The 21,050-nt window shown below is 62.3% G+C and carries 22 protein-coding genes; 12 read left to right on the forward strand and 10 right to left on the reverse strand.

The features are described from left to right. Positions 1–6 precede the first annotated feature (6 nt). Positions 7–432: a glycine zipper domain-containing protein gene (locus tag AACY25_RS07775; RefSeq protein WP_339523568.1), complete on the forward strand. Its 426-nt coding sequence runs from the start codon at positions 7–9 to the stop codon at positions 430–432. Between the two features lie 70 nt (positions 433–502). Here the strand turns inward: AACY25_RS07775 and AACY25_RS07780 are convergent, their stop codons facing one another. From AACY25_RS07780 to AACY25_RS07795, 4 genes are all read right to left on the reverse strand, one after another. Next, positions 503–946, reverse strand: coding sequence for an acyl-CoA thioesterase (locus AACY25_RS07780; RefSeq protein WP_339523569.1), 444 nt, complete (start codon positions 944–946; stop codon positions 503–505). 28 nt (positions 947–974) lie between these two features. Beyond that, positions 975–2,138 (reverse strand): iron-containing alcohol dehydrogenase, encoded by a 1,164-nt coding sequence (locus AACY25_RS07785; RefSeq protein ID WP_339523570.1) that lies wholly within the window; start codon positions 2,136–2,138, stop codon positions 975–977. A 69-nt stretch (positions 2,139–2,207) separates the two neighbouring features. Beyond that, a complete protein-coding gene (locus AACY25_RS07790) occupies positions 2,208–3,998 on the reverse strand; it encodes an acyl-CoA dehydrogenase C-terminal domain-containing protein (protein WP_339523571.1) in 1,791 nt (596 codons plus the stop codon). Next, positions 3,995–5,266 (reverse strand): 3-hydroxyacyl-CoA dehydrogenase, encoded by a 1,272-nt coding sequence (locus AACY25_RS07795; protein ID WP_339523572.1) that lies wholly within the window; start codon positions 5,264–5,266, stop codon positions 3,995–3,997. The genes AACY25_RS07790 and AACY25_RS07795 overlap by 4 nt, the downstream gene beginning before the upstream one ends. A gap of 209 nt (positions 5,267–5,475) precedes the next feature. Here AACY25_RS07795 and AACY25_RS07800 point away from each other — a divergent pair, with 209 nt between their 5' ends. The 3 genes from AACY25_RS07800 to AACY25_RS07810 all read left to right on the forward strand — a co-directional run bounded on the left by AACY25_RS07800 (position 5,476) and on the right by AACY25_RS07810 (position 9,449). Then, positions 5,476–6,375: a LysR family transcriptional regulator gene (locus AACY25_RS07800; RefSeq protein ID WP_339523573.1), complete on the forward strand. Its 900-nt coding sequence runs from the start codon at positions 5,476–5,478 to the stop codon at positions 6,373–6,375. A gap of 66 nt (positions 6,376–6,441) precedes the next feature. Then, entirely contained in the window at positions 6,442–7,086 is a 645-nt protein-coding gene (locus tag AACY25_RS07805; protein WP_339523574.1) for a methylamine utilization protein, read from the forward strand. After that, positions 7,083–9,449, forward strand: coding sequence for a putative bifunctional diguanylate cyclase/phosphodiesterase (locus AACY25_RS07810; RefSeq protein WP_339523575.1), 2,367 nt, complete (start codon positions 7,083–7,085; stop codon positions 9,447–9,449). The genes AACY25_RS07805 and AACY25_RS07810 overlap by 4 nt, the downstream gene beginning before the upstream one ends. 241 nt (positions 9,450–9,690) lie before the next feature. Here the strand turns inward: AACY25_RS07810 and AACY25_RS07815 are convergent, their stop codons facing one another. The 3 genes from AACY25_RS07815 to AACY25_RS07825 form a co-directional block, all read right to left on the reverse strand. Further along, positions 9,691–9,861: a hypothetical protein gene (locus AACY25_RS07815; RefSeq protein WP_339409031.1), complete on the reverse strand. Its 171-nt coding sequence runs from the start codon at positions 9,859–9,861 to the stop codon at positions 9,691–9,693. A gap of 182 nt (positions 9,862–10,043) precedes the next feature. Continuing rightward, entirely contained in the window at positions 10,044–11,534 is a 1,491-nt protein-coding gene (locus tag AACY25_RS07820) for a flavin-containing monooxygenase (protein WP_339523576.1), read from the reverse strand. A 175-nt stretch (positions 11,535–11,709) separates the two neighbouring features. Further along, complete coding sequence (locus AACY25_RS07825) at positions 11,710–12,312, reverse strand: nitroreductase family protein (protein ID WP_339523577.1); 603 nt, start codon at positions 12,310–12,312, stop codon at positions 11,710–11,712. 153 nt (positions 12,313–12,465) lie between these two features. Here AACY25_RS07825 and AACY25_RS07830 point away from each other — a divergent pair, with 153 nt between their 5' ends. After that, complete coding sequence (locus AACY25_RS07830) at positions 12,466–13,404, forward strand: class I SAM-dependent methyltransferase (RefSeq protein WP_339523578.1); 939 nt, start codon at positions 12,466–12,468, stop codon at positions 13,402–13,404. 98 nt (positions 13,405–13,502) lie between these two features. Further along, on the forward strand, positions 13,503–14,156 hold the full coding sequence (locus tag AACY25_RS07835; RefSeq protein WP_339523579.1) for a DUF3313 domain-containing protein: 654 nt from the start codon (positions 13,503–13,505) through the stop codon (positions 14,154–14,156). Positions 14,157–14,167: 11 nt separating this feature from the next. Here the strand turns inward: AACY25_RS07835 and AACY25_RS07840 are convergent, their stop codons facing one another. Next, positions 14,168–14,509, reverse strand: coding sequence for a cupin domain-containing protein (locus AACY25_RS07840; RefSeq protein ID WP_339523580.1), 342 nt, complete (start codon positions 14,507–14,509; stop codon positions 14,168–14,170). Positions 14,510–14,700: 191 nt separating this feature from the next. Between AACY25_RS07840 and AACY25_RS07845 the strand changes: the two genes are divergently transcribed. The 5 genes from AACY25_RS07845 (at position 14,701) to AACY25_RS07865 (ending at position 19,358) form a co-directional block, all read left to right on the forward strand. After that, positions 14,701–15,627, forward strand: a complete 927-nt coding sequence (locus tag AACY25_RS07845) for an exopolyphosphatase (protein WP_339523581.1) — start codon at positions 14,701–14,703, stop codon at positions 15,625–15,627. Positions 15,628–15,901: 274 nt separating this feature from the next. Further along, a complete protein-coding gene (locus AACY25_RS07850) occupies positions 15,902–17,047 on the forward strand; it encodes an MlaE family ABC transporter permease (protein WP_339523582.1) in 1,146 nt (381 codons plus the stop codon). Beyond that, positions 17,044–17,832, forward strand: a complete 789-nt coding sequence (locus AACY25_RS07855) for an ABC transporter ATP-binding protein (protein ID WP_339523583.1) — start codon at positions 17,044–17,046, stop codon at positions 17,830–17,832. The genes AACY25_RS07850 and AACY25_RS07855 overlap by 4 nt, the downstream gene beginning before the upstream one ends. After that, positions 17,833–18,750: an MlaD family protein gene (locus AACY25_RS07860; RefSeq protein ID WP_339523584.1), complete on the forward strand. Its 918-nt coding sequence runs from the start codon at positions 17,833–17,835 to the stop codon at positions 18,748–18,750. Continuing rightward, entirely contained in the window at positions 18,747–19,358 is a 612-nt protein-coding gene (locus AACY25_RS07865) for an ABC-type transport auxiliary lipoprotein family protein (RefSeq protein ID WP_339523585.1), read from the forward strand. The genes AACY25_RS07860 and AACY25_RS07865 overlap by 4 nt, the downstream gene beginning before the upstream one ends. A gap of 175 nt (positions 19,359–19,533) precedes the next feature. On the opposite strand, the gene AACY25_RS07870 is transcribed toward AACY25_RS07865, so the two are convergent. Further along, a complete protein-coding gene (locus tag AACY25_RS07870; RefSeq protein WP_339523586.1) occupies positions 19,534–19,884 on the reverse strand; it encodes an antibiotic biosynthesis monooxygenase family protein in 351 nt (116 codons plus the stop codon). Continuing rightward, a complete protein-coding gene (locus AACY25_RS07875; protein WP_339523587.1) occupies positions 19,881–20,228 on the reverse strand; it encodes an NIPSNAP family protein in 348 nt (115 codons plus the stop codon). Before AACY25_RS07875 ends, AACY25_RS07870 begins: the two co-directional genes overlap by 4 nt. Positions 20,229–20,302: 74 nt before the next feature. Here AACY25_RS07875 and AACY25_RS07880 point away from each other — a divergent pair, with 74 nt between their 5' ends. Then, a complete protein-coding gene (locus tag AACY25_RS07880) occupies positions 20,303–21,046 on the forward strand; it encodes an ArsR/SmtB family transcription factor (RefSeq protein ID WP_339523588.1) in 744 nt (247 codons plus the stop codon). The last annotated feature ends 4 nt before the right edge of the window (positions 21,047–21,050 follow it).

The raw sequence follows: 21,050 nt of genomic DNA on the forward strand, positions 1-21,050 counted from the left end.
TGCCGTATGCGTACATTATTTTCTGCGTTGCTGTTCAGTGCCCTGGCCTCGCCCTTTGCCGTCGCGGGCGATACCGCCAAGGTAGCCATCGGTGGCGGTGTGGGCGGCGCCCTGGGCAATGTGATTGGTCAACAGGTTGGTGGCAGCACCGGTGCAGCGATTGGCGCTGGCCTGGGGGGCGCGGCGGGCGGAGTGATTACCGCACGCGACGGCAACAAGGCCGAAGCCGCACTGGGCGGTGGCCTGGGTGCAGCGGGCGGTTCAGTACTGGGTAACAAGGTCGGCGGCAGTACCGGCTCGACCATTGGTGCCGGCCTGGGCGGCGCAGCCGGTGGCGCGCTGGCCAATGAATACGCTGGCGGCGGCGAGCGGGAGCGCGGCCATTACCACGGCAAGAAACACAAGAAGCATAAAAAGCACAAACACCACTAAGTACCGAATGCAGATGCAAAAAAGCCGCTTAACAGCGGCTTTTTGCGTATGGCACCCACCCTTAACTCAGCTACACAGCCGGCTCTAACAACAGCACCGTCAGCGCCGCCCGCAGATTCTCGGGAATACTCACTGGGCGGTCGCTATTGCGGTCGACGAAGACATGCACAAAACGCCCGGCCGCGCAGGCTTCGTCTTCCCCGGCCTTGAACACCGCCAGCTCGTACTGCACCGAACTATTGCCCAACTTACCGACGCGCAGGCCGATCTCGATGCATTCGGGGAAGGCGATGGAGGCGAAGTAGTCGCAGCTGGAGCTGACCACAAAACCCACCACCTCGCCGTTATGGATATCCAGGCCGCCAACCTCGATCAGGTAGCTGTTCACCGCGCTGTCAAAGAAGCTGTAATAGGTGACGTTGTTGACGTGGCCGTAGACATCGTTGTCATGCCAGCGCGTGGTGATCGGCTGGAAATGCCGGTAGTCGCTGCGCAGGTGCTGGGGTTGGCTCATCGGAAGTCCTTGAAGTTAGCGAGGCAGCCTAATAAGCCACCTGGTAGATGGCCAGGGCATGGGCCTCGGTCATTTCCCGCGGGTTATTCACCAGCAGGCGCTGTTGCTGCATGGCATCGCGGGCCAGCGTTGGCAGCATGTCCTGCGGTACACCGGCATCACGCAGGCGTGTCGGCAGGGCGCTGCGCACGCTGAAATCGGCCATAGCGCCAATAAACTGCTCGGTCTGCTGCAATACGCTGCCGGCGCGCAGCTGCTCGCCCAGCACCAGCGGCGCCAGCTCGGCATACAGCGGTGCAGCCGAATTGGCGTTGAAGCCCAGCACATGCGGCAGCACCAAGGCGTTACTCAGGCCGTGGGGAATATGGAAGTGTCCGCCCAGTGGATAAGCCAGCGCATGCACCGCCGCCACCGGCGCGTTGGCAAACGCCTGACCAGCCAGGCAGGAGCCGAGCAACATGGCCTGCCGCGCTTCGCGGTCAGATCCGTCATGCACCACCTTATCCAGGTTGGCCGCCAGCAGGCGCAACGCTTCGCGGGCTAGCAGGTCGGACAGCGGGTTCTTTTTCAGCGCGCTGGTGTAGGCCTCGATGGCATGCACCATGGCATCGATACCCGTAGCGGCTGTGACCGCGGGCGGCAAGCCAAGGGTTAGCTCAGCATCCAACAACGCCAAGTCCGGTAACAACAGCGGTGAGACCACGCCCATCTTGGTAGTTTCACCGGTGGTGATAATGGAGATCTGCGTGACTTCCGAACCGGTGCCGGCGGTGGTCGGCACCAGAATCAGCGGCAGGCGCTGACCCCGGGCATTGCCGACGCCGTAGACCTGCGCCAGCTCCTGGCCGCATTCGGGATGCGCGAGCAGCGCTACCAGCTTGGCCACGTCCATCGAACTGCCGCCACCAAATCCGACGATCAGCTGCGCCTTGAGTGCTCGGGCCTGCTCGACCGCCGCCAGCAGAATGGCCTCGGGCGGGTCGGCGACCACCTGATCGAATACCTCGACGGTCAGCTCGGTGCGAGCAAAACCTGGCAGCACGTCCGCCAGCAGGCCAAGCTTGCTGATGCCTGGATCGGTGACGATCAGCACCCGTTGCGCGCCACGCTCGCGGCACAGCTCGGCCAGACGCCGGGACGCACCAATCTCGCAAAGAATCTGCGCAGTGGTGGCAAAGCTAAAGGGCAGCATGGAGTGATCCTCTTGTTGTAATAAATGGCTCGCGAGCAGCGTGGGTGCCACCCACGCTACGCGCTTCAGTCAGAAGGCGAAACTCGCCTCATCCATGGCCATCAGGCAGTCGGCACCGCCCAGCAAGGACTCGCGATGGGCGCTGGCCCGTGGCAACACCCGGCGCAGGTAGAAGTCGGCCGACTGCAGCTTGGCCTGGTAGAACGCCGCCTCGCCGCTGCCCGCCTCCAACGCATCCTGCGCCCGTGCCGCCGCCTGCAGCCAGAAACCGGCCAGCAGCACATAGGCCGAGTACTGGAGAAAATCCACCGATACCGCGCCGATCTCCTGCACATCGCGCTGACTGGCGGCAATCACTTCGCTGCTTAGTTCGCGCCACTCGCCCAGACGCGCCTGCACGCTTTTAGCTAACGCGGCCAGCACCGGGCGGCCCACCTGGGTATCACACAGCTCGCTGAATTCGGCTTGCAACGCCGACAGTTCGGCACCGCCGTCGCCGAGCACCTTGCGGCGGATATAGTCCAGCGCCTGGATACCGTTGGTGCCTTCATACAGCTGGGTGATACGGCTATCGCGCATCAGTTGCTCGATCCCCCACTCGCGGATAAACCCGTGACCGCCATACACCTGCACGGCATGGCTGGCGACCTCCTGACCCATATCGGTAAAGAAGGCTTTGACGATCGGGATCAGCAGCGCCGCACGCTTGGCGGCGGCCTTGCGCGAGGCGGCATCCGGGTGGCCGTGTTCCAGATCGAGTTGACGTGCACAGTAGGCGCCGAGCATGCGGCTGCCTTCGACCAGGCTCTTCTGCGTCAGCAACATACGCCGCACATCCGGGTGCACGATGATCGGATCGGCCGCCTTGCCCGGCTCGGCAGGCCCTGTCAGGGCGCGCGACTGCAGGCGCTCGCGGGCATAACGCAGCGCGCCCTGGAAGGCTGCTTCGCCAATGCCCAAGCCCTGCAAACCGACCTGAAAGCGTGCGTCGTTCATCATGGTGAACATGCAGGCCAGGCCCTGGTTGGCTTCGCCAATCAGCCAGCCGGTGGCGCCGTCATAGTTCATCACGCAGGTGGACGCGCCCTTGATGCCCATCTTGTGCTCAATGGCGCCACAAGACAGCGCGTTACGCTCGCCCGGTGCACCGTCGGCCGCGGCGATAAACTTCGGCACCAGCAACAGGCTGATGCCCTTCACTCCGGCCGGAGCGTCCGGCAGGCGCGCCAGCACCAAATGGATGATGTTTTCCGAGAGGTCCTGCTCGCCGCCGCTGATAAAGATCTTGCTGCCACTGACCTTGAAGCTGCCATCTGCCTGCGGCTCTGCCTTGGTGCGCAGCAGCGCCAGGTCGGTGCCGGCCTGGGGCTCGGTGAGGCACATGGTGCCGGTCCATTGGCCACTGACCAGTTTGTGCAGGTAGGCGTCTTTCAGCGTTTCGCTGCCATGTTTGTACAGCGCCAACACCGCGCCTTCGGTCAGCCCGGAATACACCCGGAACGACAGCGAAGCGCCCATCAGCATCTCGTGAAAGTTGCACGCCAGCATCTGCGGCAGCGCCTGGCCGCCGTATTCGCTAGGCCCGGTCATGCTCGCCCAGCCATTGTCGACGTATTGCTGGTAGGCCTCGGCAAATCCATCCGGCGTGCTCACCTGGCCATCGCGCAACTGACAACCCTGCTCGTCGCTGCTGCGGTTGAGCGGCGCGATTACCTCGGCGGCGTAACGCGCTCCCTCTTCCAGCACGCCGTCGATCAGCTCGCGATCGAGGCCATTACCGAGCAACTCGCAGTGGCCGCTGATATCGAACAGTTCGTGCAGGACAAAACGCATATCGCGCAGCGGGGCTTGGTAGCTCATACCCAGGCCTCCTGCAGATCGGATACCGGTACGTCGGAAGCCCGCACGTCAGCAAAGCGCTTACCGCTGGCCGCCAACTGTTCAATCAGACGTGCTGGCAGCCAGTGCTCGCCGAACGCCACCTGCAACGCCTTCAAGCGGTTATGGATGGCCGCCACACCCTGGCCATCGGCCCAGGTCATCGGCCCGCCTCTATCGGCTGGGAAACCGTAGCCATTGAGGTAGACCAGATCGATGTCATGGCTGTTGTTGGCGATGTTTTCTTCAAGAATCTTTGCCCCTTCGTTCACCAGCGCCAACAGGCAACGCTCAAGAATTTCTGTCGGGTCGATGTCACGACGCGCGAAGCCCAACTGCTCGGAGACCTGCAACACCAGGGCATCGACCTCAGGATCATGCTCGGCCTGACGGCTACCCTCGGCGTAGCGGTAATAGCCCATGCGCGACTTCTGACCGAAACGCCCCAGCTCGCACAGTCGATTGTCGACCTGCACCGCCGGATCATTCTGACCCTTGCCGGCCAGCTCGCGGGCGCGCCATTCCAGATCGATGCCGACCACGTCGTACATACGGAAGGGCCCCATGGCAAAGCCGAAGCCCTGCAGCGCAGCATCCACCTGATGAGGGTATGCACCTTCCAGCAACAACATGCGCGCTTCACGCACATAGGTGTGCAGCATGCGGTTACCGATAAAGCCGTCGCAGTTCCCGGCCACCACGCTGATTTTGCCGATCTTCTGGCCCATCGCTACGGCTGCCTCAAGCACTGCCGGCGCAGTCTTGGCACCGCGGACGATTTCCAGCAGCTTCATGATGTGCGCCGGGCTGAAGAAGTGCAGACCCAGCACCTGCTCTGGGCGCTTGGTGACGGCGGCAATCGCGTCGATATCCAGCGCCGAGGTGTTGCTGGAAAGAATCGCCCCCGGTTTCAGGATGGCGTCCAGGGTGCGAAAAATCTGCTGCTTGAGCTCGAGGTTCTCGTACACCGCCTCGATCACCAGATCGGCGTCCGCCAGCGCGGCGTACTCGCCCACCGGGGTGACGCAGGCCAGGCGCGCAGCCGACTGCTCGGCAGTAATCCGCCCGAGTTTGAGGTTATGGGCGTTAGTCTCGGCCACCACCGTCATGGCCTGCTCGAGCATTTGCGGGTTGTTGTCCAGCCACAGCACCTGAATACCGGCGTTGGCCAGGCTCATGACGATACCGCGACCCATGGTGCCCGCGCCGATGACAGCGGCCTGCTGAATGGTGAAAACGGAGTTGCTCATCGAGGACCCTCTGGCTGGAAATTGAATGGGCATGTCGCCTGATCGCTATTTCTGTAGGAGCGGGGGACGCCTAGTCCAATGCCCGCGATTCGCGGCCATGGGCCGCTCCTACAAGGGCTGGACTCCGGCATACAAAAAATTCGCCCACCACCATAAGCAAGGCGCTACTATTTTTGAAATTTAGTCTTGTGATAAGTCGTATTCAGCCAATGAATATCTCAACCTTCGACCTCAACCTGCTGCGCGTGTTCGATGCACTGATGCGCGAGCAGAATGTTTCCCGCGCCGCCGAACGTCTGTCGCTCAGTCAGCCGGCCGTCAGCAACGCCCTGAGTCGCCTGCGCGAATTGCTCGACGACCCGCTGCTAGTGCGGGTTGGCCGCAGCATGCAGCCCACGCCACGCGCGCAGGCGCTGGAAACCCCGATCCGCGCCGCTCTGCAGCAGATCGAGCAGAGCCTCAGTGCCGGTGAAGTGTTCGATCCGGCCAGCAGCCGGCAGCATTTCAGCATCGCCGTTACCGATTATGTCGAGTTGATCTGCATGCCACGCTTGCTCAAGCTGCTCAGTCAGCTGGCACCCGGCATGCGCATCGACATCCGCCATTTGAGCCCCAGCCTGCCGGCCGAGGCGCTGGACAAGGGCGAGCTGGACCTGGTGCTGGGCCGCTTCGAAGACATCCCCGCGCGCTTCTCCCGCCAGCACTGGATGAGCGAAACCCTGCAACTGGCGCTGCGCCGCGGTCATCCTCTGGTCAGCGGGCCCATGGATCTACCGACCTTTCTGCAGCTGCGCCACCTCTGGGTACACGGTGGTCAGACCCGCGGCATGGTTGACCAATGGCTGGGCGAACAGGGCCTGTGCCGGGAGATTCTCTACACCACACCTAACTACCTGCAGGCCGCGCATATCGTCGCCGACAGTGAGCTGGCCGCCGTGCTGCCGACCCAACTGGCGCGCCACTTCGCCAACCTGCTGCCGCTGCAGCTGTTCGAGTTGCCGTTCGCCCTCGGCCCGTTTCACCTGGAAATCGTCAGCCTGGCCCAGCGCCAGCGCGACCCGGCGCTGCACTGGCTGATCGAACAGATCCAGCAAATCGCCCAGCGCTGATCACCCGCAACGGGGCAAGCCTTCCTATACTGCCGGCTACTGTCGTGCAGTTTTGGGGAAACGATCATGCTCAAATCGGCTTTGGCGCTGCTACTGGCGCTGCTGGGTACACTGGCGCAGGCTAATTCTCTGGAGATCGTGCTCCTCGACAACCAAGGCAAACCGCTTAGCGACGCGGTGCTTTGGATCGAGCCTGGGCCGGCGCAGAGCCAGCCCACTACGGCGCTGATGGACCAGCAGAAACGCCAGTTCACCCCCTATATCCTGCCAGTGCAGGTGGGCACCACGGTGAATTTCCCCAACTCCGACCCGATCAACCACCACGTCTATTCCTTCTCGCCGGCCAAGCGCTTTGAACTGCGCCTGCACCAGCAGAAGGCCGCGCCACAGGAGATGCGTTTCGACCAGCCCGGCCTGGTCACCCTGGGCTGTAATATCCATGACTGGATGCTCGGTTTTATCTTGGTGCTCGACACCCCCTGGTTCGCCCAGACCGACAGCCAGGGCAAGACCAGCCTGCAGTTCGACGCTGCCACCGGGCAAACCCTGCACCTCTGGCACCCACGTATCGCCGACCCGCAAGAAGCCATGAGCCGTGCCGTACCCAGCGACGGCGCACTGACCTGGCAACTCACCGGCGCACTGAAGCGCGACCCGCGTCCGAAAGCACCGGCCATGCGCCCACAGGGTAAAGGCGGCTACGTGCCATGACCCTGCGCGGCAAGATTCTCGGCTTCTTTCTGCTGCTGTTGCTGGCGGTGATGGTGCTGCTACTGGCGCTGGTCTATCGCTCCACCTATCAGCACACCCTGAGCCAGGTAGCCGGGCAGCTGAGTTTTGCCCATGCGGTGCTGAGCAACGAGCTGCAGAGCCGCCGTCAGGCGCAAAGCGCCATGGCCGATCTGATCGCCAAGGACTTCACCCTGCTCGGTGAAATCGCTGACTTGATCGCCAGCCCACAGCAAGAGGCGCAATCACTGTCCGCCGCGCTGGAGTCCTTCGCCTCGCGCAGCCAAGCCAGCTTTGCCCTGGTCAGCGCGCCCGAGGGCTTGATTCTGGCCGGCACCAGCGGCGAACTGCTGCCCGGCGCGCCGCTGCCGTGGGCTGATCTGCTGGATAAAAACGACCCGCAAAGCGCCGAGCGCCTGGTGGTATTTGGCGAGCGAGTGCTACATATCAACGCCACGCCAATCTTTGCCCCACGGCCCAACCTGATGGGTTGGCTGCTGATGGCGTTTGAACTGGACGATCAGGCCACTGCGCACCTGGCCCGCCTCAGCGGCGCGGATGTCGCCCTGCTTGACGGCAGCCCCGGCCAGTACCGGGTGCTGGCCAGCAACCTGCAGGCATTACAACGGGCCGAACTGGCGGGCCAGTTGTTACCGAATGCCGATGGTGTATTTCGCTTCGAACTACAGGGCCTGGAACAGGTAGCCCTGCGTGCGCCACTGACCGGCACCAGCAGCGAACTGCAGGTGTTATTGATGCGCTCGCTGTCCGCCGAGCTGGCCGCTTACCAGCCACTGCAATGGCAGCTGGCAATTATCTTCACCATTGCTCTGCTGCTCGCTGGCCTCGGCGCGCTGTGGATCGCCAATACAGTTAGCCGCCCGCTCAGCCAGATGGTCGACAACGTGCGGCGCATCGCCAGCGGTGATTATCAAGTGGCGATGCAGGTGCCGGCCACCCAGTCCAGCGGTGAAATCGGCCTGCTGGCCCGCGAGTTCATCGCCATGCAGCAAGGCATTGCCGAGCGCGAAACCACCATCAGCTTTCTCGCTTACCGCGACCCACTGACCGAACTGGCCAACCGCAACCGCTTTGTCGCCGAGCTGCAACAGGCCCTGGCGCACTGTCCGCCGGGCGAAGGGGTAGCGGTGCTGCTGATGGACCTGGACAACTTCAAGGACCTTAACGACACCCTTGGCCACGATGCCGGCGACCACTTGCTCTGCCAGCTCGCCGCCCGCCTGCAGGCGCTGCTACGGCCAGGCGAGCAGCTGGCGCGCCTCGGCGGTGACGAGTTTGCCCTGCTGATCAGCCCCTGCCAGCCCGGCTGGCTGATCCCCGCTGCCGAGCATTACCGCACGGCCTTGCATGAGCCGTTCGCCGTGCGTGGCATCAGCATGACCCTCAACGCCACGGTGGGCATCGCCCTGTATCCAGATCACGGTGAAAGCGCCGGCAGCCTGCTGCAACATGCCGAGGTGGCGATGTACCTGGGCAAACAGCAGCGCTCACCCTACGCCCTCTACCGCCCGGAGTTGGATCGTCACAGCTTGCTGCGCCTGGCCCTAATGAGCGAATTAAAAGGCGCAGTGGAAGGTGGCCAGCTCAGTCTGTACTTCCAACCGAAACTGAATATCCGCGCGCGCAGCCTGTATGGCGTGGAGTGCCTGGTGCGCTGGATTCACCCGGTGCATGGGTTTATTCCGCCGGACGAATTTATTCCCCTGGCCGAGCAGACCGGCAACGTCTGCGCCCTGACACGCTGGGTGGTGCGTACCGCTGTGGCGCAGAGCCGCGCCTGGCAGGAACAAGGGCTGGAGCTGAAGACCGCGATCAATATCTCGGCACTGGATCTGGCCGACCCCGGCTTTGCCGGCTTTATCGCCGCGCAACTGACCGAGCATGCTGTGCCGCCATCGGGCCTGATCGTGGAAATCACCGAGAGCGCGGTGATGGCCGACCCGGAACTGGCCATGGGCCAACTGCAACAGCTTTGCGAACTGGGCGTGCAGCTGTCGATTGACGACTACGGCACCGGCTATTCGAGCATGGCCCAGCTCAAGCGCCTGCCGGTACATGAGCTGAAGATCGACAAGTCCTTTGTCCTCGACCTGCTGAGCAATCCCGATGACGACATCATCGTCCGCTCGACCATCGAACTGGGCCATAACATGGGCCTGAAGATCGTCGCCGAAGGGGTGGAAACCGAGGCCATCCTCGAACGCCTGGATCATCTCGGTTGCGATATCGCCCAGGGCTATCTACTCAGCAAACCGCTACCGCCGGCGGCGTTTGCCGACTGGCTGACGGCAACCCACTGGCAACTGCCTCGCCAAAAAGGCTAACCCGGCCACAAAAAAGGCCGCTGCCGATCATTGATCAGCAGCGGCCCGGGAAAACGGTGTCTTGGGGCGCAGAGCCTGTTTAGAGCCTCGCGAGCTAGAGTCATGCAAGGCGCTACGTTAGTAAAAGCCTCCGGCTGGTCAAACAGGCGAGGAAGCGGAGTTTACGAGTTGTAAATGAGCATTCCGAGACGCCGCGTCCCGGCCTGTTTTCAACGCCGCAGGGCCGACGCGCAGCAGGCTCTTAAAACGCGTTATCGCCAATCAACATCCCGTGCATAACCATATAGGTCTTGCGCCCGGACTGCAGGGTGAGTGGGCTTCGCTCGGCGATCACCCAGCCCTTGGCCAGCAGTTTGTCGATGTGCGCCCGCAGCTGTGGCAGGTAGCGTTGCTCTTGCTGAAGCGATTCCATTCTGCTCATCCTCTAGAGGACTCCTTTGTGACTACAACCAGGGAATACCTGGCCCACTCATCCGTGATGGCTGTCACAAAGCATAGTGGCCCTGTGCCTGCTGCTAAAGCGGCAAATGGCCACATCTCTGTAGGCATAACGCGCCAAGCAGCTATAGCGTTTGGCTTACATTGTTTTGCAGTCTAGACCGCACTGGCTGTGGCGGCGGGTTCGCCGACATGCGGTGAGCTGAACTCCAGATAACCATCGTCAACCTTGCCGTAACGCAGCAGCGCCAGGTCCAGCAGGTAGTTCTGGTAGAGCTTCCACGGCGCACGATCGCCCTGGCTGGGGATCTTGTCGGCCGCGCGCTTGATATAGCCGGAGGCGAGATCAAGGAACGGCGCATTTTTGACCTGCCGCGCCGTGTCGCGCGGGGTGCACTGACGCATGCCGTTGGCGTCCATATGGTTGATCAGGCGGCAGAAATATTCGCTTGAAAGGTCCGCCTTGAGCGTCCAGCTGGCATTGGTGTAACCCAGCACCACCGCCGCATTGGGCAGGTCACGCAGCATGATGCCGCGATAACCCATGCTCTTGGCCGCATCGAAGGGCACCCCATCCACCGCCACTTGCATGCCGCCAAACAGCTGCAGCTCCAGACCGGTGGCGCTGATGATCACATCCGCCGGCAGCTCTTTACCGGATTTCAGGCGGATGCCCTTGGCGGTAAAACCGTCGATGTGCTCGGTGACCACCGACGCCTTGCCCTCGCGCAGCACCTTGAACAGATCGCCATTGGGCACCGCGCACACCCGCTCATCCCAGGGTTTGTAGCGCGGGCTGAAGTGGCGCATATCGAAGCCCTTGCCCAGCTGATGCCGGGCCATACCGAGCAACGCTTTGCGCACCAGGCTGGGAAAGGCCTTGGAGAGTTTGTAAAAGCCCAGCTGCACCGCCACATTGCGCGTGCGCGCCAGGCGGTAGACCCAGGTTTCCGGCAGGAAACGGCGCAAGAAGGCAGAGATCGGATCGCCTTGCGGCAGGCTCACCACATAGGTTGGCGAGCGTTGCAGCATGGTCACGTGCCTGGCCGTGTCGGTCATCGCCGGCACCAGGGTTACTGCCGTCGCGCCGCTGCCGATCACCACCACGTTCTTGCCGCTGTAATCGAAGTTTTCCGGCCACAGCTGCGGGTGGATAAATTCACCCTGGAATTGTTCACGGCCCTTGAAATCTGGGGTGTAGCCCGCTTCGTAGCGGTAATAGCCGGTGCACATCAGCAGGTGCTGACAGCTCAGTTTGATCGGCTCGGGCGCATCGCCACGCTGTACTTGCAGGGTCCAGGTCGCGCGCTCGCTGCACCAGTCGGCCTTGAGTACCTTGTGCTGGTAGCGGATCTTTTCTTGGATGCCGTTTTCCTCGGCAGTTTCTTCGATATAGCTGCGAATCGACGGGCCGTCGGCGATCGCCAGCGGGTTGGTCCAGGGTTTGAAGTTATAGCCGAGAGTGAACATGTCCGAGTCGGAACGGATGCCAGGATAGCGGAATAGGTCCCAGGTGCCGCCCAAGGCTGCCCGGCCTTCGAGAATGGCGAAGCGTTTGCCGGGGCAATGCTTCATCAGGTGATAAGCCGCGCCGATGCCGGACAGACCGGCACCAATGATCAAGACATCCAGATGTTCGGCAGACATGGGGGCTCCTCAGGCTTCTGCTTATGGCTGCAGATCGATAGTTGTCGACCCTAATGCCTGCCAGATTCACCCCCAACAACGCTTTTGTCATCCAACCTTTAGTGGTGTGAACAGCCCAGGCTGACCACAGTTATGGCTGAAGAATGACTAAACCGCTCAGAAACCTGCCCAGCGATCAGAAGCTGTTGCGCAACACCACTTCGTTGAACGGCAGCTTGCCAATGCGCGGCTTCGGCTCGATGGTCTTCTTGCCGACGGCGACCATCAGGGCGATCACATGGTTTTCAGGCAGCTTGATCAGCTTGGCCACGGCATCGAAATCGAAGCCGTCCATCGGGCAGGAATCCAGACCCTTACCACGCGCGGCGAGCATCAATGTCTGCGCCATAAGGCCGCAGCTGCGCATGGTTTCGTCGCGCTGCACCTGCGGTTTGTCGCGGTAATAGGTGTCGATGGCACCGGCCATATAGGCCTGAACTTCCGCGGGCGCGCCTTCCCAGACGCGGCCAACATCCTGCTGCCAGCTGTCGAGCTTGGCGCACACCACCACCAGCATTGAGGCATCGGTCACCTGCGCCTGCCCCCAGGCCACTTCGCGCAATTGCTGACGCAGCGCCGGGTCGCTGATCTCAACCATGCGCACGTGCTGCAGGTTGAACGCCGATGGCGCGAGCAGGGCCAGTTGCAGCAGCTCGTCCTTGTCGGCATCGCTCAGAGTAAATTGCGGGTCATAACCTTTGACGGCGCGGCGGCTGCGGATGGCTTCGTAGATATGCATGGGGGTTCCTTATCTGCAGGGTATTTAAAGACGGCAATGCTAGGCACTTGCCGGCCCTAACGCCAAACGCCTTTACCGATAACAATGATCGACACAGACGATCCTAGGCGCTCGCCTGTTAAAATCGCCGCCTCGCCCAACCGACCACAGCCCATGACCCCAGACGCCCTTGCCACACTGCAGCAACACCTGCTCGACGCCCTGACTGCGCCGCCCAGTGAAACCCGCCGCCTGTTCCATGGCCGTGGCCGCTGCTGGCCGGGGCTGGAGCAGGTCACCGTCGATTGGCTGCAAGGTGTGCTGCTGGTGGCGCTGTTCAAGCCGGTAAGCGATGCAGAACTGGCCGCGCTGCAGCAGATGCTGCTCGACCTCGGCCAATCCACCGCCTGGCAGCAAAGCGGCGCACACAGCCTTTTGCTGCAGCAGCGCTACCTGCCGGAAAGCCCCACCCAATGGCTGCTCGGCGAGCCGGTGGAGCACTGGGATATCTGCGAGCACGGCCTGCACTACCGCCTCGACCTGGGCAAAAAGCAGAACAGCGGGCTGTTTCTCGATATGCGCTATGGCCGCCAATGGGTGCAGGCACAGGCGACGGGTAAGCGTGTACTCAACCTGTTTGCCTACACCTGTGGGTTTTCCGTGGCAGCGCTGGCGGGCGGTGCGCGCCAGGTGATCAATCTGGACATGGCCAGGGCCGCGCTCAGCCGTGGCCGTGACAATCACCGGCTAAACCAGCACGACCTAAGCCAGGTGGTGTTTCTCGGCCACGATCTGTTCAAGTCCTGGGGCAAGGTCGCCAAGTACGGTCCCTATGACCTGGTCATCATCGACCCGCCATCGTTCCAGCGCGGCAGCTTCGTGTTGAGCAAGGATTACCCGAAGGTCCTGCGCAGATTGCCCGAACTCTTGAGCGCAGACGGCGTGGTACTGGCCTGCAGCAACGAGCCGGAAATCGGCCCGAATTACCTAATCCAGGCCATGGCCAGCGAAGCGCCCAGCCTGCGCTTTAGCGAGCGCCTGCAGAACCCGCCGGAATTCCCTGACAGCCAGCCGGACAGTGCCCTAAAAGCCATGGTTTTTTGCCGCGACTGACACCTATAAGCACTGATCTAGAAGGCTTGCCCGAGCAGAAAATGACGTATTGCAAACTGGTCTACAGTTAGGCGACCAACCCTAGCGAGATCACCGCAATGATGTTGAAAACCCTTGGCCTTGCCCTGTCCGCCACATTATTACTGGCCGGCTGCGCCAGCAAAACCACGCAACCATCGCAGTATTCGGGCTTTCTCAGCGATTACTCACAACTGCAGCCCGCCCAGTCGGCCAGCGGCGCGCCGGTGATGCGCTGGGTATCGCCTGACTTCAAACCCGGGAACTACCGCTCGGTGCTAGTGGAGAGACCGGTGTTCTACCCCGCGCCAACCCCGAGTGCGCAAGTTAGCCAACAGACCTTGGACGAAATCGCCCTCTACCTGCAGCAGGCCATGCGCCTGGAGCTGGCCGGACGCATGCGGGTGGTCGAATATGCCGACCAGGAAACGCTGGTGCTACGCAGTGCCATCAGTGCGGTGAACACGTCGCCAGAAGGGCTGAAGGTCTACGAAGTCATTCCAATTGCCCTGATCGCAGCCGCCGCCAGCACAGCCGCCGGCACCCGCGATCAGGACTCCAATATTTATGTCGAGCTGGAAGCCATCGACGGCCGCAACAGCCAGCCAATGGCACGCGTAGTACGCAAGGGCCATGGCCTGCCACTGGAAAACGACAGCAGCCAGTTGCGCCTCAAGGACATCAAACCCGCACTGGATGAGTGGGCCAAGGATGCTCGCAACTTCAAACCCTGAGGCTTAACGGCTCAAGCAAATACAAAGTATTTGCGCACCGTCTCGACCACCTCCCAGGTGCCCTTCATCCCGGGTTCGACGATAAAGATATCGCCGGCGCGTAGATGAATCGGCGCCTGCCCCTCCGGGGTGATGATGCAATACCCCTCCTGAAAGTGGCAGTACTCCCATTTCTCATAGGCCACCTGCCATTTGCCAGGTGTGCAAATCCAGGTACCCATGATCTTGCTGCCGTCCGCCGAGGTGTAGGCGTTGAGGTTGACGGTGTGCGGCTCGCCGGCGATGCGCGTCCACTTGCAGGCATCCAGCAGCGGAGTCGGCTGGGTATCACGCAGTACGGTAATCGGTGACATGGGTGGCTCCTGAGGTCGGTAGAACAACAAGCGCCAGCCTAGAACCGCCACCTTGCTGGGACTGTCCTGAGGTCGACCTGCAACTGCCTGGAAACGCAGCCCCTTCGCCCAGGCTGACGGGTAAAACGCGTGCTACTTTGAAGAGGGCCTGTTGGTTTGTTCCCGCCGCTTGCCCGATCCGGAGATGCTTTATGTCCAGTCTTTACCGCTTGGTCACCCGCAGTGATTTCGACGGCCTGGTGTGCGCCGCCTTGCTTAAACACCTCAACCTGATCGACGACATCCTCTTCGTCCACCCCAAGGACATGCAGGACGGCAAGGTGGCGATTACCAGCAACGACATCACCACCAACCTGCCCTACGTCTCCGGCTGTTACCTGGCCTTCGATCACCACCTCAGCGAGACCATCCGCAACCAGCCGGCGAGCAATCACCTGATCGATGCCGATGCCCCTTCGGCGGCGCGCGTGGTATGGAAACACTACGGCGGCCACGAGGCCTTCCCGCGTGACTGGGACGAGATGATGGAGGCCGTGGACAAGGCCGATGCCGCGCAATTCAGCCGCGACGACATCCTCGACCCGCAGGGCTGGGAACTGCTGAGCTTTATCATGGATGCACGCACCGGCCTCGGCCGTTTCCGCGACTTCCGCATCTCCAACTACCAACTGATGATGCAGCTGATCGACTTCTGCCAGACCCATGGCATCGCGGAAATTCTCGAACTGCCGGATGTCGATGAGCGTGTGGCGCTGTACCTGGAGCACCAGCGCGAAGCCAAGGCGCAGATCCAGCGCTGCGCCACGGTCTATCACAACCTGGTGGTGCTCGATCTGCGCAACGAAGAGACGATCTACGCGGTCAACCGCTTCGTCATCTATGCGCTGTATCCGCAGTGCAATATCTCGATCCACGTGATGTGGGGCGTTAAACAGCAGAACACTGTGTTCGCCATCGGTAAATCGATCCTCGACCGCAGCTCCAATACCAATGTCGGCGAGCTGTGCCTGAGCTACAACGGCGGCGGCCACGCCAACGCCGGCACCTGCCAGGTGGCCAACGAGGATGCCGAAGCAGCGCTGCGTGAGCTGATTGCTGAAATCACCGCTGACGGTTAAGCCTGGCGGCGGACTGGGCGCAGCCTCAAGCAGGTGGTTTAAAAACGTCGGCGAGGCAGCCGAGACAAGGCGCTACGTAGTAACAGCCTTTGGCTGGTCAAAACAGGCGAAAACGCGGAGTGTACGAGCTGTACATGAGCATTTGATTCGCTTCGCTCACCCCTTCGGGGCCGCGCTAGACGCGTTCAGCCTTCGGCTGTGAGCCTGTTTTTAACGCCGTATCGGCAACGTAGATAGTTTTTAAACCGTCTGCCAGAGGGTTAAGCTGTGGCGCATGAGCACAGCGCCCTTTATCACGCAGCTTGAGTCCAGCCGCACGAATGCGCCCCCTGGTTTGCGCATTGGCGGCGACTGGACATTGCCTCACTACGCCAGCCTGGAAGCCGAAGTGTTAGCGCTACGCGGCACGTTGGACAGCGCCGCCAGTATCGACCTGCAAGACCTTGGCGCGCTGGATACCGCCGGCGCCGCCCTGCTGGTGGAGTTACTCGGCGGCCAGCGTCTGGCGCAACTGGCCAACGATGCACCGGAACTGGCCAGCGAGCGCCGCGCACTGCTGCAGACGGTTGGCAATGCGATTGCCGATGCTGGCGACGCCCTACCGCCCAAACACGTCCCCGCCTGGCGCGAATTTTTCGGGCAGATCGGCCAGGCTCTGGAAGAGCTCTGGCAGCAAGGTGTGGCGCTGCTCGGCTTTATCGGCATGACCCTGGCGGCGATGTTTACTATTCTTCTGCGCCCCGGCCGCTGGCGCATCACCTCACTGGTCGCGCACCTGCAGCAGAGCGGCCTGAATGCCGTGCCCATCGTCGCCCTGCTGACCTTTCTGGTTGGCGCGGTGGTGGCTTTTCTTGGTGCCACAGTGCTTGCCGATTTTGGCGCGAGCATCTACACGGTCGACCTGGTGGCGTTCTCCTTCCTACGCGAGTTCGGTGTACTGCTCACCGCTATTTTGATCGCAGGCCGCACCGCCAGCGCCTTTACCGCGCAGATCGGCTCGATGAAGGCCAACGAGGAAATCGACGCCATCCGCACCCTTGGCCTGAGCCCCATGGAATTGCTGGTCCTACCACGGGTGTTCGCCCTGCTGATAGCTCTGCCGATCCTGACTTTTATCGCCATGCTCAGCGGCATTCTCGGCGGTGCGGTGGTCTGCGCCCTTAGCCTGGATATCTCGCCGACCATGTACCTGGCCATGCTGCAGGAAAATATCGCCCTCAAGCACTTTGTCGTGGGCATGGCCAAGGCACCGGTGTTTGCCTTCCTGATCGCCGTGATCGGCTGCCTGGAAGGTTTCAAGGTCACCGGCAGTGCGCAGTCGGTGGGTGAGCGCACCACCTCAAGCGTGGTCCAATCGATCTTTGTGGTGATTGTGCTCGATGCCCTGGCGGCGCTGTTCCTGATGGAGATGGGCTGGTGACGGGCGAAGCGATTATCGAAGTACGCAACCTGGTCAATCGTTTCGGTACGCAGACCGTGCACCAAGACCTGGCGCTGGATTTGTATCGCGGCGAAGTGCTCGGTGTGGTTGGCGGCTCCGGTACCGGCAAGTCGGTGCTGCTACGCAGCATTGTCGGTCTGCGCCACGCCAACTCCGGTACCGTGCGGGTATTTGGCGAAGAACTGCTGAGCCTGCCACCCGAGCAGCGCTCGCAACTGGAACGGCGTTTCGGCGTGCTTTATCAACGCGGCGCTCTGTTTTCCTCGCTGACGGTGACCGAGAACATCGCTCTGCCATTACTCGAACATGCCGGCCTCAACCGTCCCTCCGCCGAACGCCTGGCCCAGGTCAAACTGGCGCTGGTCGGACTGCCGCGCGAAGCCGGCGACAAGTACCCAACCGAACTCTCCGGCGGCATGATCAAACGTGCAGCCTTGGCACGCGCACTGGCGCTGGAGCCGGACATCCTGTTTCTCGACGAACCTACCGCCGGCCTTGATCCCATTGGCGCGGCGGCTTTCGACCAATTGATTCTGACCCTGCGCGACGCCCTGGGGCTCAGCGTATTTCTGGTCACCCATGACCTCGATACGCTCTACACCATCTGCGACCGGGTGGCCGTGCTGGCGGAAAAACGCGTACTGGTGGCCGACCGCCTGAACGTCGTGACTGCCAACGATAACCCTTGGATACACGAGTATTTTCACGGCCCGCGCGGACGCGCAGCCGAACAGGCCGCCAACGGCGCGGCAGGGAGCAGCTGAATGGAACCACGAGCCCACCACGTATTGATTGGCCTGTTTACCGTACTGATGGTCGCGGCCGCTCTGGGCTTTGCCCTGTGGCTGAGCAAAGCCAGCTCGGATCAGGAATTCAATGACTACGATGTGATTTTCACTGAAGCGGTCAGCGGCCTGTCCCAGGGCAGCGCCGTGCAATACAGCGGGATCACGATCGGCGATGTAGTCAGCCTGCGCCTCGACCCGAATGACCCACGCAGAGTACGCGCACATATCCGCGTCAGCGCCGACACGCCGATAAAACAGGACACCCGCGCACGCCTATCAATCACCGGGATCACTGGCACGTCGCAGATCCAGCTGCACAGCGGCACGCCGGAAAGCCCGCCACTGCTTAGCACGAGCGATGAGCGCGCGGAGATCATCGCCGACCGCTCCCCCCTCTCAAGGCTGATGTCGAATGGCGAGGACCTGGTGCTCAGCGTTACGCGCCTGCTCAACCGTGCCAATCAACTGTTCTCCCGCGACAATATCGGGCGCATCTCGCGCACCCTGGAAAACATCGAACAGACCAGTGCCAGCGTCGCCGAACAGCGCGATGAGCTGCGCCAGGCCCTGCAGCAGATGAGCACAGCCAGCCAGGAAGCTGCCGACCTGATGCGCAATGCCAACCAGCTGCTTAGCGGCCAAGGCCGCGAGGCAATGGACAGCGCCAGTCGCCTGATGGCCTCGCTGGAGCGCAGCAGCAGCAACGTCGAACGCCTGCTGACCGACAACCGCGCCGCCCTCGACGGCGGCATGCAGGGCATCGGCGAACTGGGCCCGACCATTATCGAACTGCGCGAAACCCTCAGCGCCCTGCGCTCCTTCGCCCGCCGCCTGGAGGAAGACCCGGCCGGCTATCTGCTGCGCAGCGACACCATCAAGGAGTTTCAACCATGAGTCGTCTTCGCATGCTCGCCGCCCTGCTGCTGATCGGCAATCTGGCTGCCTGCTCGGTATTGCCGAAAAGCCAGGAGCTGAGCATCTATCGCCTGCCGGCCAGCAGCCTGCCCAGCCACAACACCAGTGCCGATTGGGCGCTACGGGTAAACAAGCCCTACAGCAGCCAGCTACTCGACAGCACGCGGATTGCGGTGTTGCCGCCGGGCGATCAGATCAGCGCCTACCAGGGCGTGCGCTGGAGCGACCGCGCGCCGCTGTTGCTGCGCGACCGGCTGATCGACGCCTTCCTCGACGATGGCCGCCTCAAGGCTGTCAGCAGCGATGAAAGCCGCCTGCAAGCCGATCTGGAACTGGGCGGCGACCTGCGCGCCTTCCACAGTGAATACCGAGACGGCATTCCGGCGGCGAGCATCCTGTTCGAGGCCCGTCTTGTAGAGAGCGGCAGCCTGCGCATCCTCGCCAGCCGGCGCTTCGAAGTCAGCCAGACGGCCAGCGACACCTCAGTGCCGGCAGTGGTCAACGCGTTTGGCCAGGCCGGCGACCAACTGGCCCGCGAGGTGCTGGAATGGACCTTGAGCCAGGGCAAGGCGGTGCAGCAGCAGTGAACTGAACACGCTCACAAACAGCGAGAGGCAGGCACATAGGCTCGGCGAAGAAGCGCTGCTGCGCGAGCCTGAAGCTCAGAGCTAGTGCCTGCACATAGTGTTAGGTTATCGGCGCTCAACCGGTGCTGTGGAGCGGAAATTTCGGCGAGTAACCCCACCAGTAGCGCCCTGACGGTTACAGCGGGTCATGTACGCGGCGCGAATCACTCGGCGCTTGTTCGCGCTCATGCAGTCCATAGTCGCGCATCACTTCGGCGACGCGCAGCCGATACTCGGCGAACACGCCACCACGCCCGGCTGTCTGGGCCTGGCGATGCACCTCCAGAGTGCGCCAACGCTTGACCGCCGCCTCGTCTCGCCAGAACGACAGCGACAGCAGCTTGCCCGGCTGGGAAAGGCTGGCAAAACGCTCCACCGAGATAAAGCCATCCACCTGCTCGAGCTGCTCGCGTATCGCCGCTGCGGTGTCCAGATACTCCGACTCCCGGCCAACCTGGGGCTGCACCTCGAAAATCACCGCGATCATGCTGCAATCTCCGCGAAGCCAGGCTGAAGGCCCAAGGTACCCTCGACGCCTTCAACGAAGGAGCGCTCTTCGCGCAGGATAAAGCGCATCTGTTGGGCCATGGCGAAGTTGGCGCGCCCCTCTGGATCATCCTTGAGCCGCGCCCGATAGGCCTCGTAAGCGGCCAGGCTGGCAAAGCCGATCAAGCCCCAGGCGACATAGTTGCTGCCCTCATGCGGTAGGAAGTAGCCAAGCAACTGGCCGCCGCAGCGCGGAATGATGCGCCCCCAGTTCTCCGCATACGCCTTGAAGGCCGCACGCTGAAATGGGTCGATTTCATAGCGGATTACACACGTAATTTGCATGGGGTCACTCCTGTGGTTGGTGAAGGAGACCTTAGCCAATTGCCGCTGCTATATGGTTCGACTAGCATCGAACCATGATCGAAGGCCCCAACATCACCCGTATCGCCGCCCTGCTCGGCGACAACGCCCGCGCCGCGGTGCTGTCCGCACTGATGGCTGATCGCGCATTGACCGCTACCGAGCTGGCCGATATCGCTGGCGTGACCAAACAGACCATCAGCTCGCACCTGGGCAAATTGCTCGACGCTGGCCTGCTCAGCGTCGAGCAGCAGGGCCGGCATCGTTACTTCCGCCTGGCTGGCCGGGAAATCGCGCAATTGCTCGAGTCGATGATGGGCCTCGCCTTGCGCGCCGGGCCGCCGCTACCGCGCACCGGACCACGTGACCTGGCCTTGCGCCGCGCGCGGGTCTGCTACGACCACCTGGCCGGTGAACTGGGGGTGCTGGCCTATGAGGGGCTGCTGCGCCGCGAGTTGCTGCAACAGCTGGACGCCGGGCCCGCGCTCACCACCAGCGGGCGTCAGTGGTTTCGCCAGATTGGCATCGACCCCGACGCCCTGGCGATGCAACGCCGCTCATTCTGCCGGGCCTGCCTGGACTGGAGTGAACGCCGCCATCATCTGGCCGGCGCGCTCGGCGCCGCCCTGTTTGTGCGAATCCAGGAGCTTGGTTGGGCCAAGTGCGCAGGCGACTCGCGCGTGGTGGCGTTCACTGCCGCCGGCGAGCGCTCATTCCGCGCCTGGTTCCAACCGGCCCCTGGCGAGCCGCTCAGCCACCCCGCCGATAGCGCAACCACAACGCTGGATGCGCTCGCTTAGCAGC

Origin of the sequence: Pseudomonas sp. EA_35y_Pfl2_R111 (genome assembly GCF_963970955.1) — a bacterium.
In the GTDB taxonomy this organism is placed as follows: domain Bacteria; phylum Pseudomonadota; class Gammaproteobacteria; order Pseudomonadales; family Pseudomonadaceae; genus Aquipseudomonas.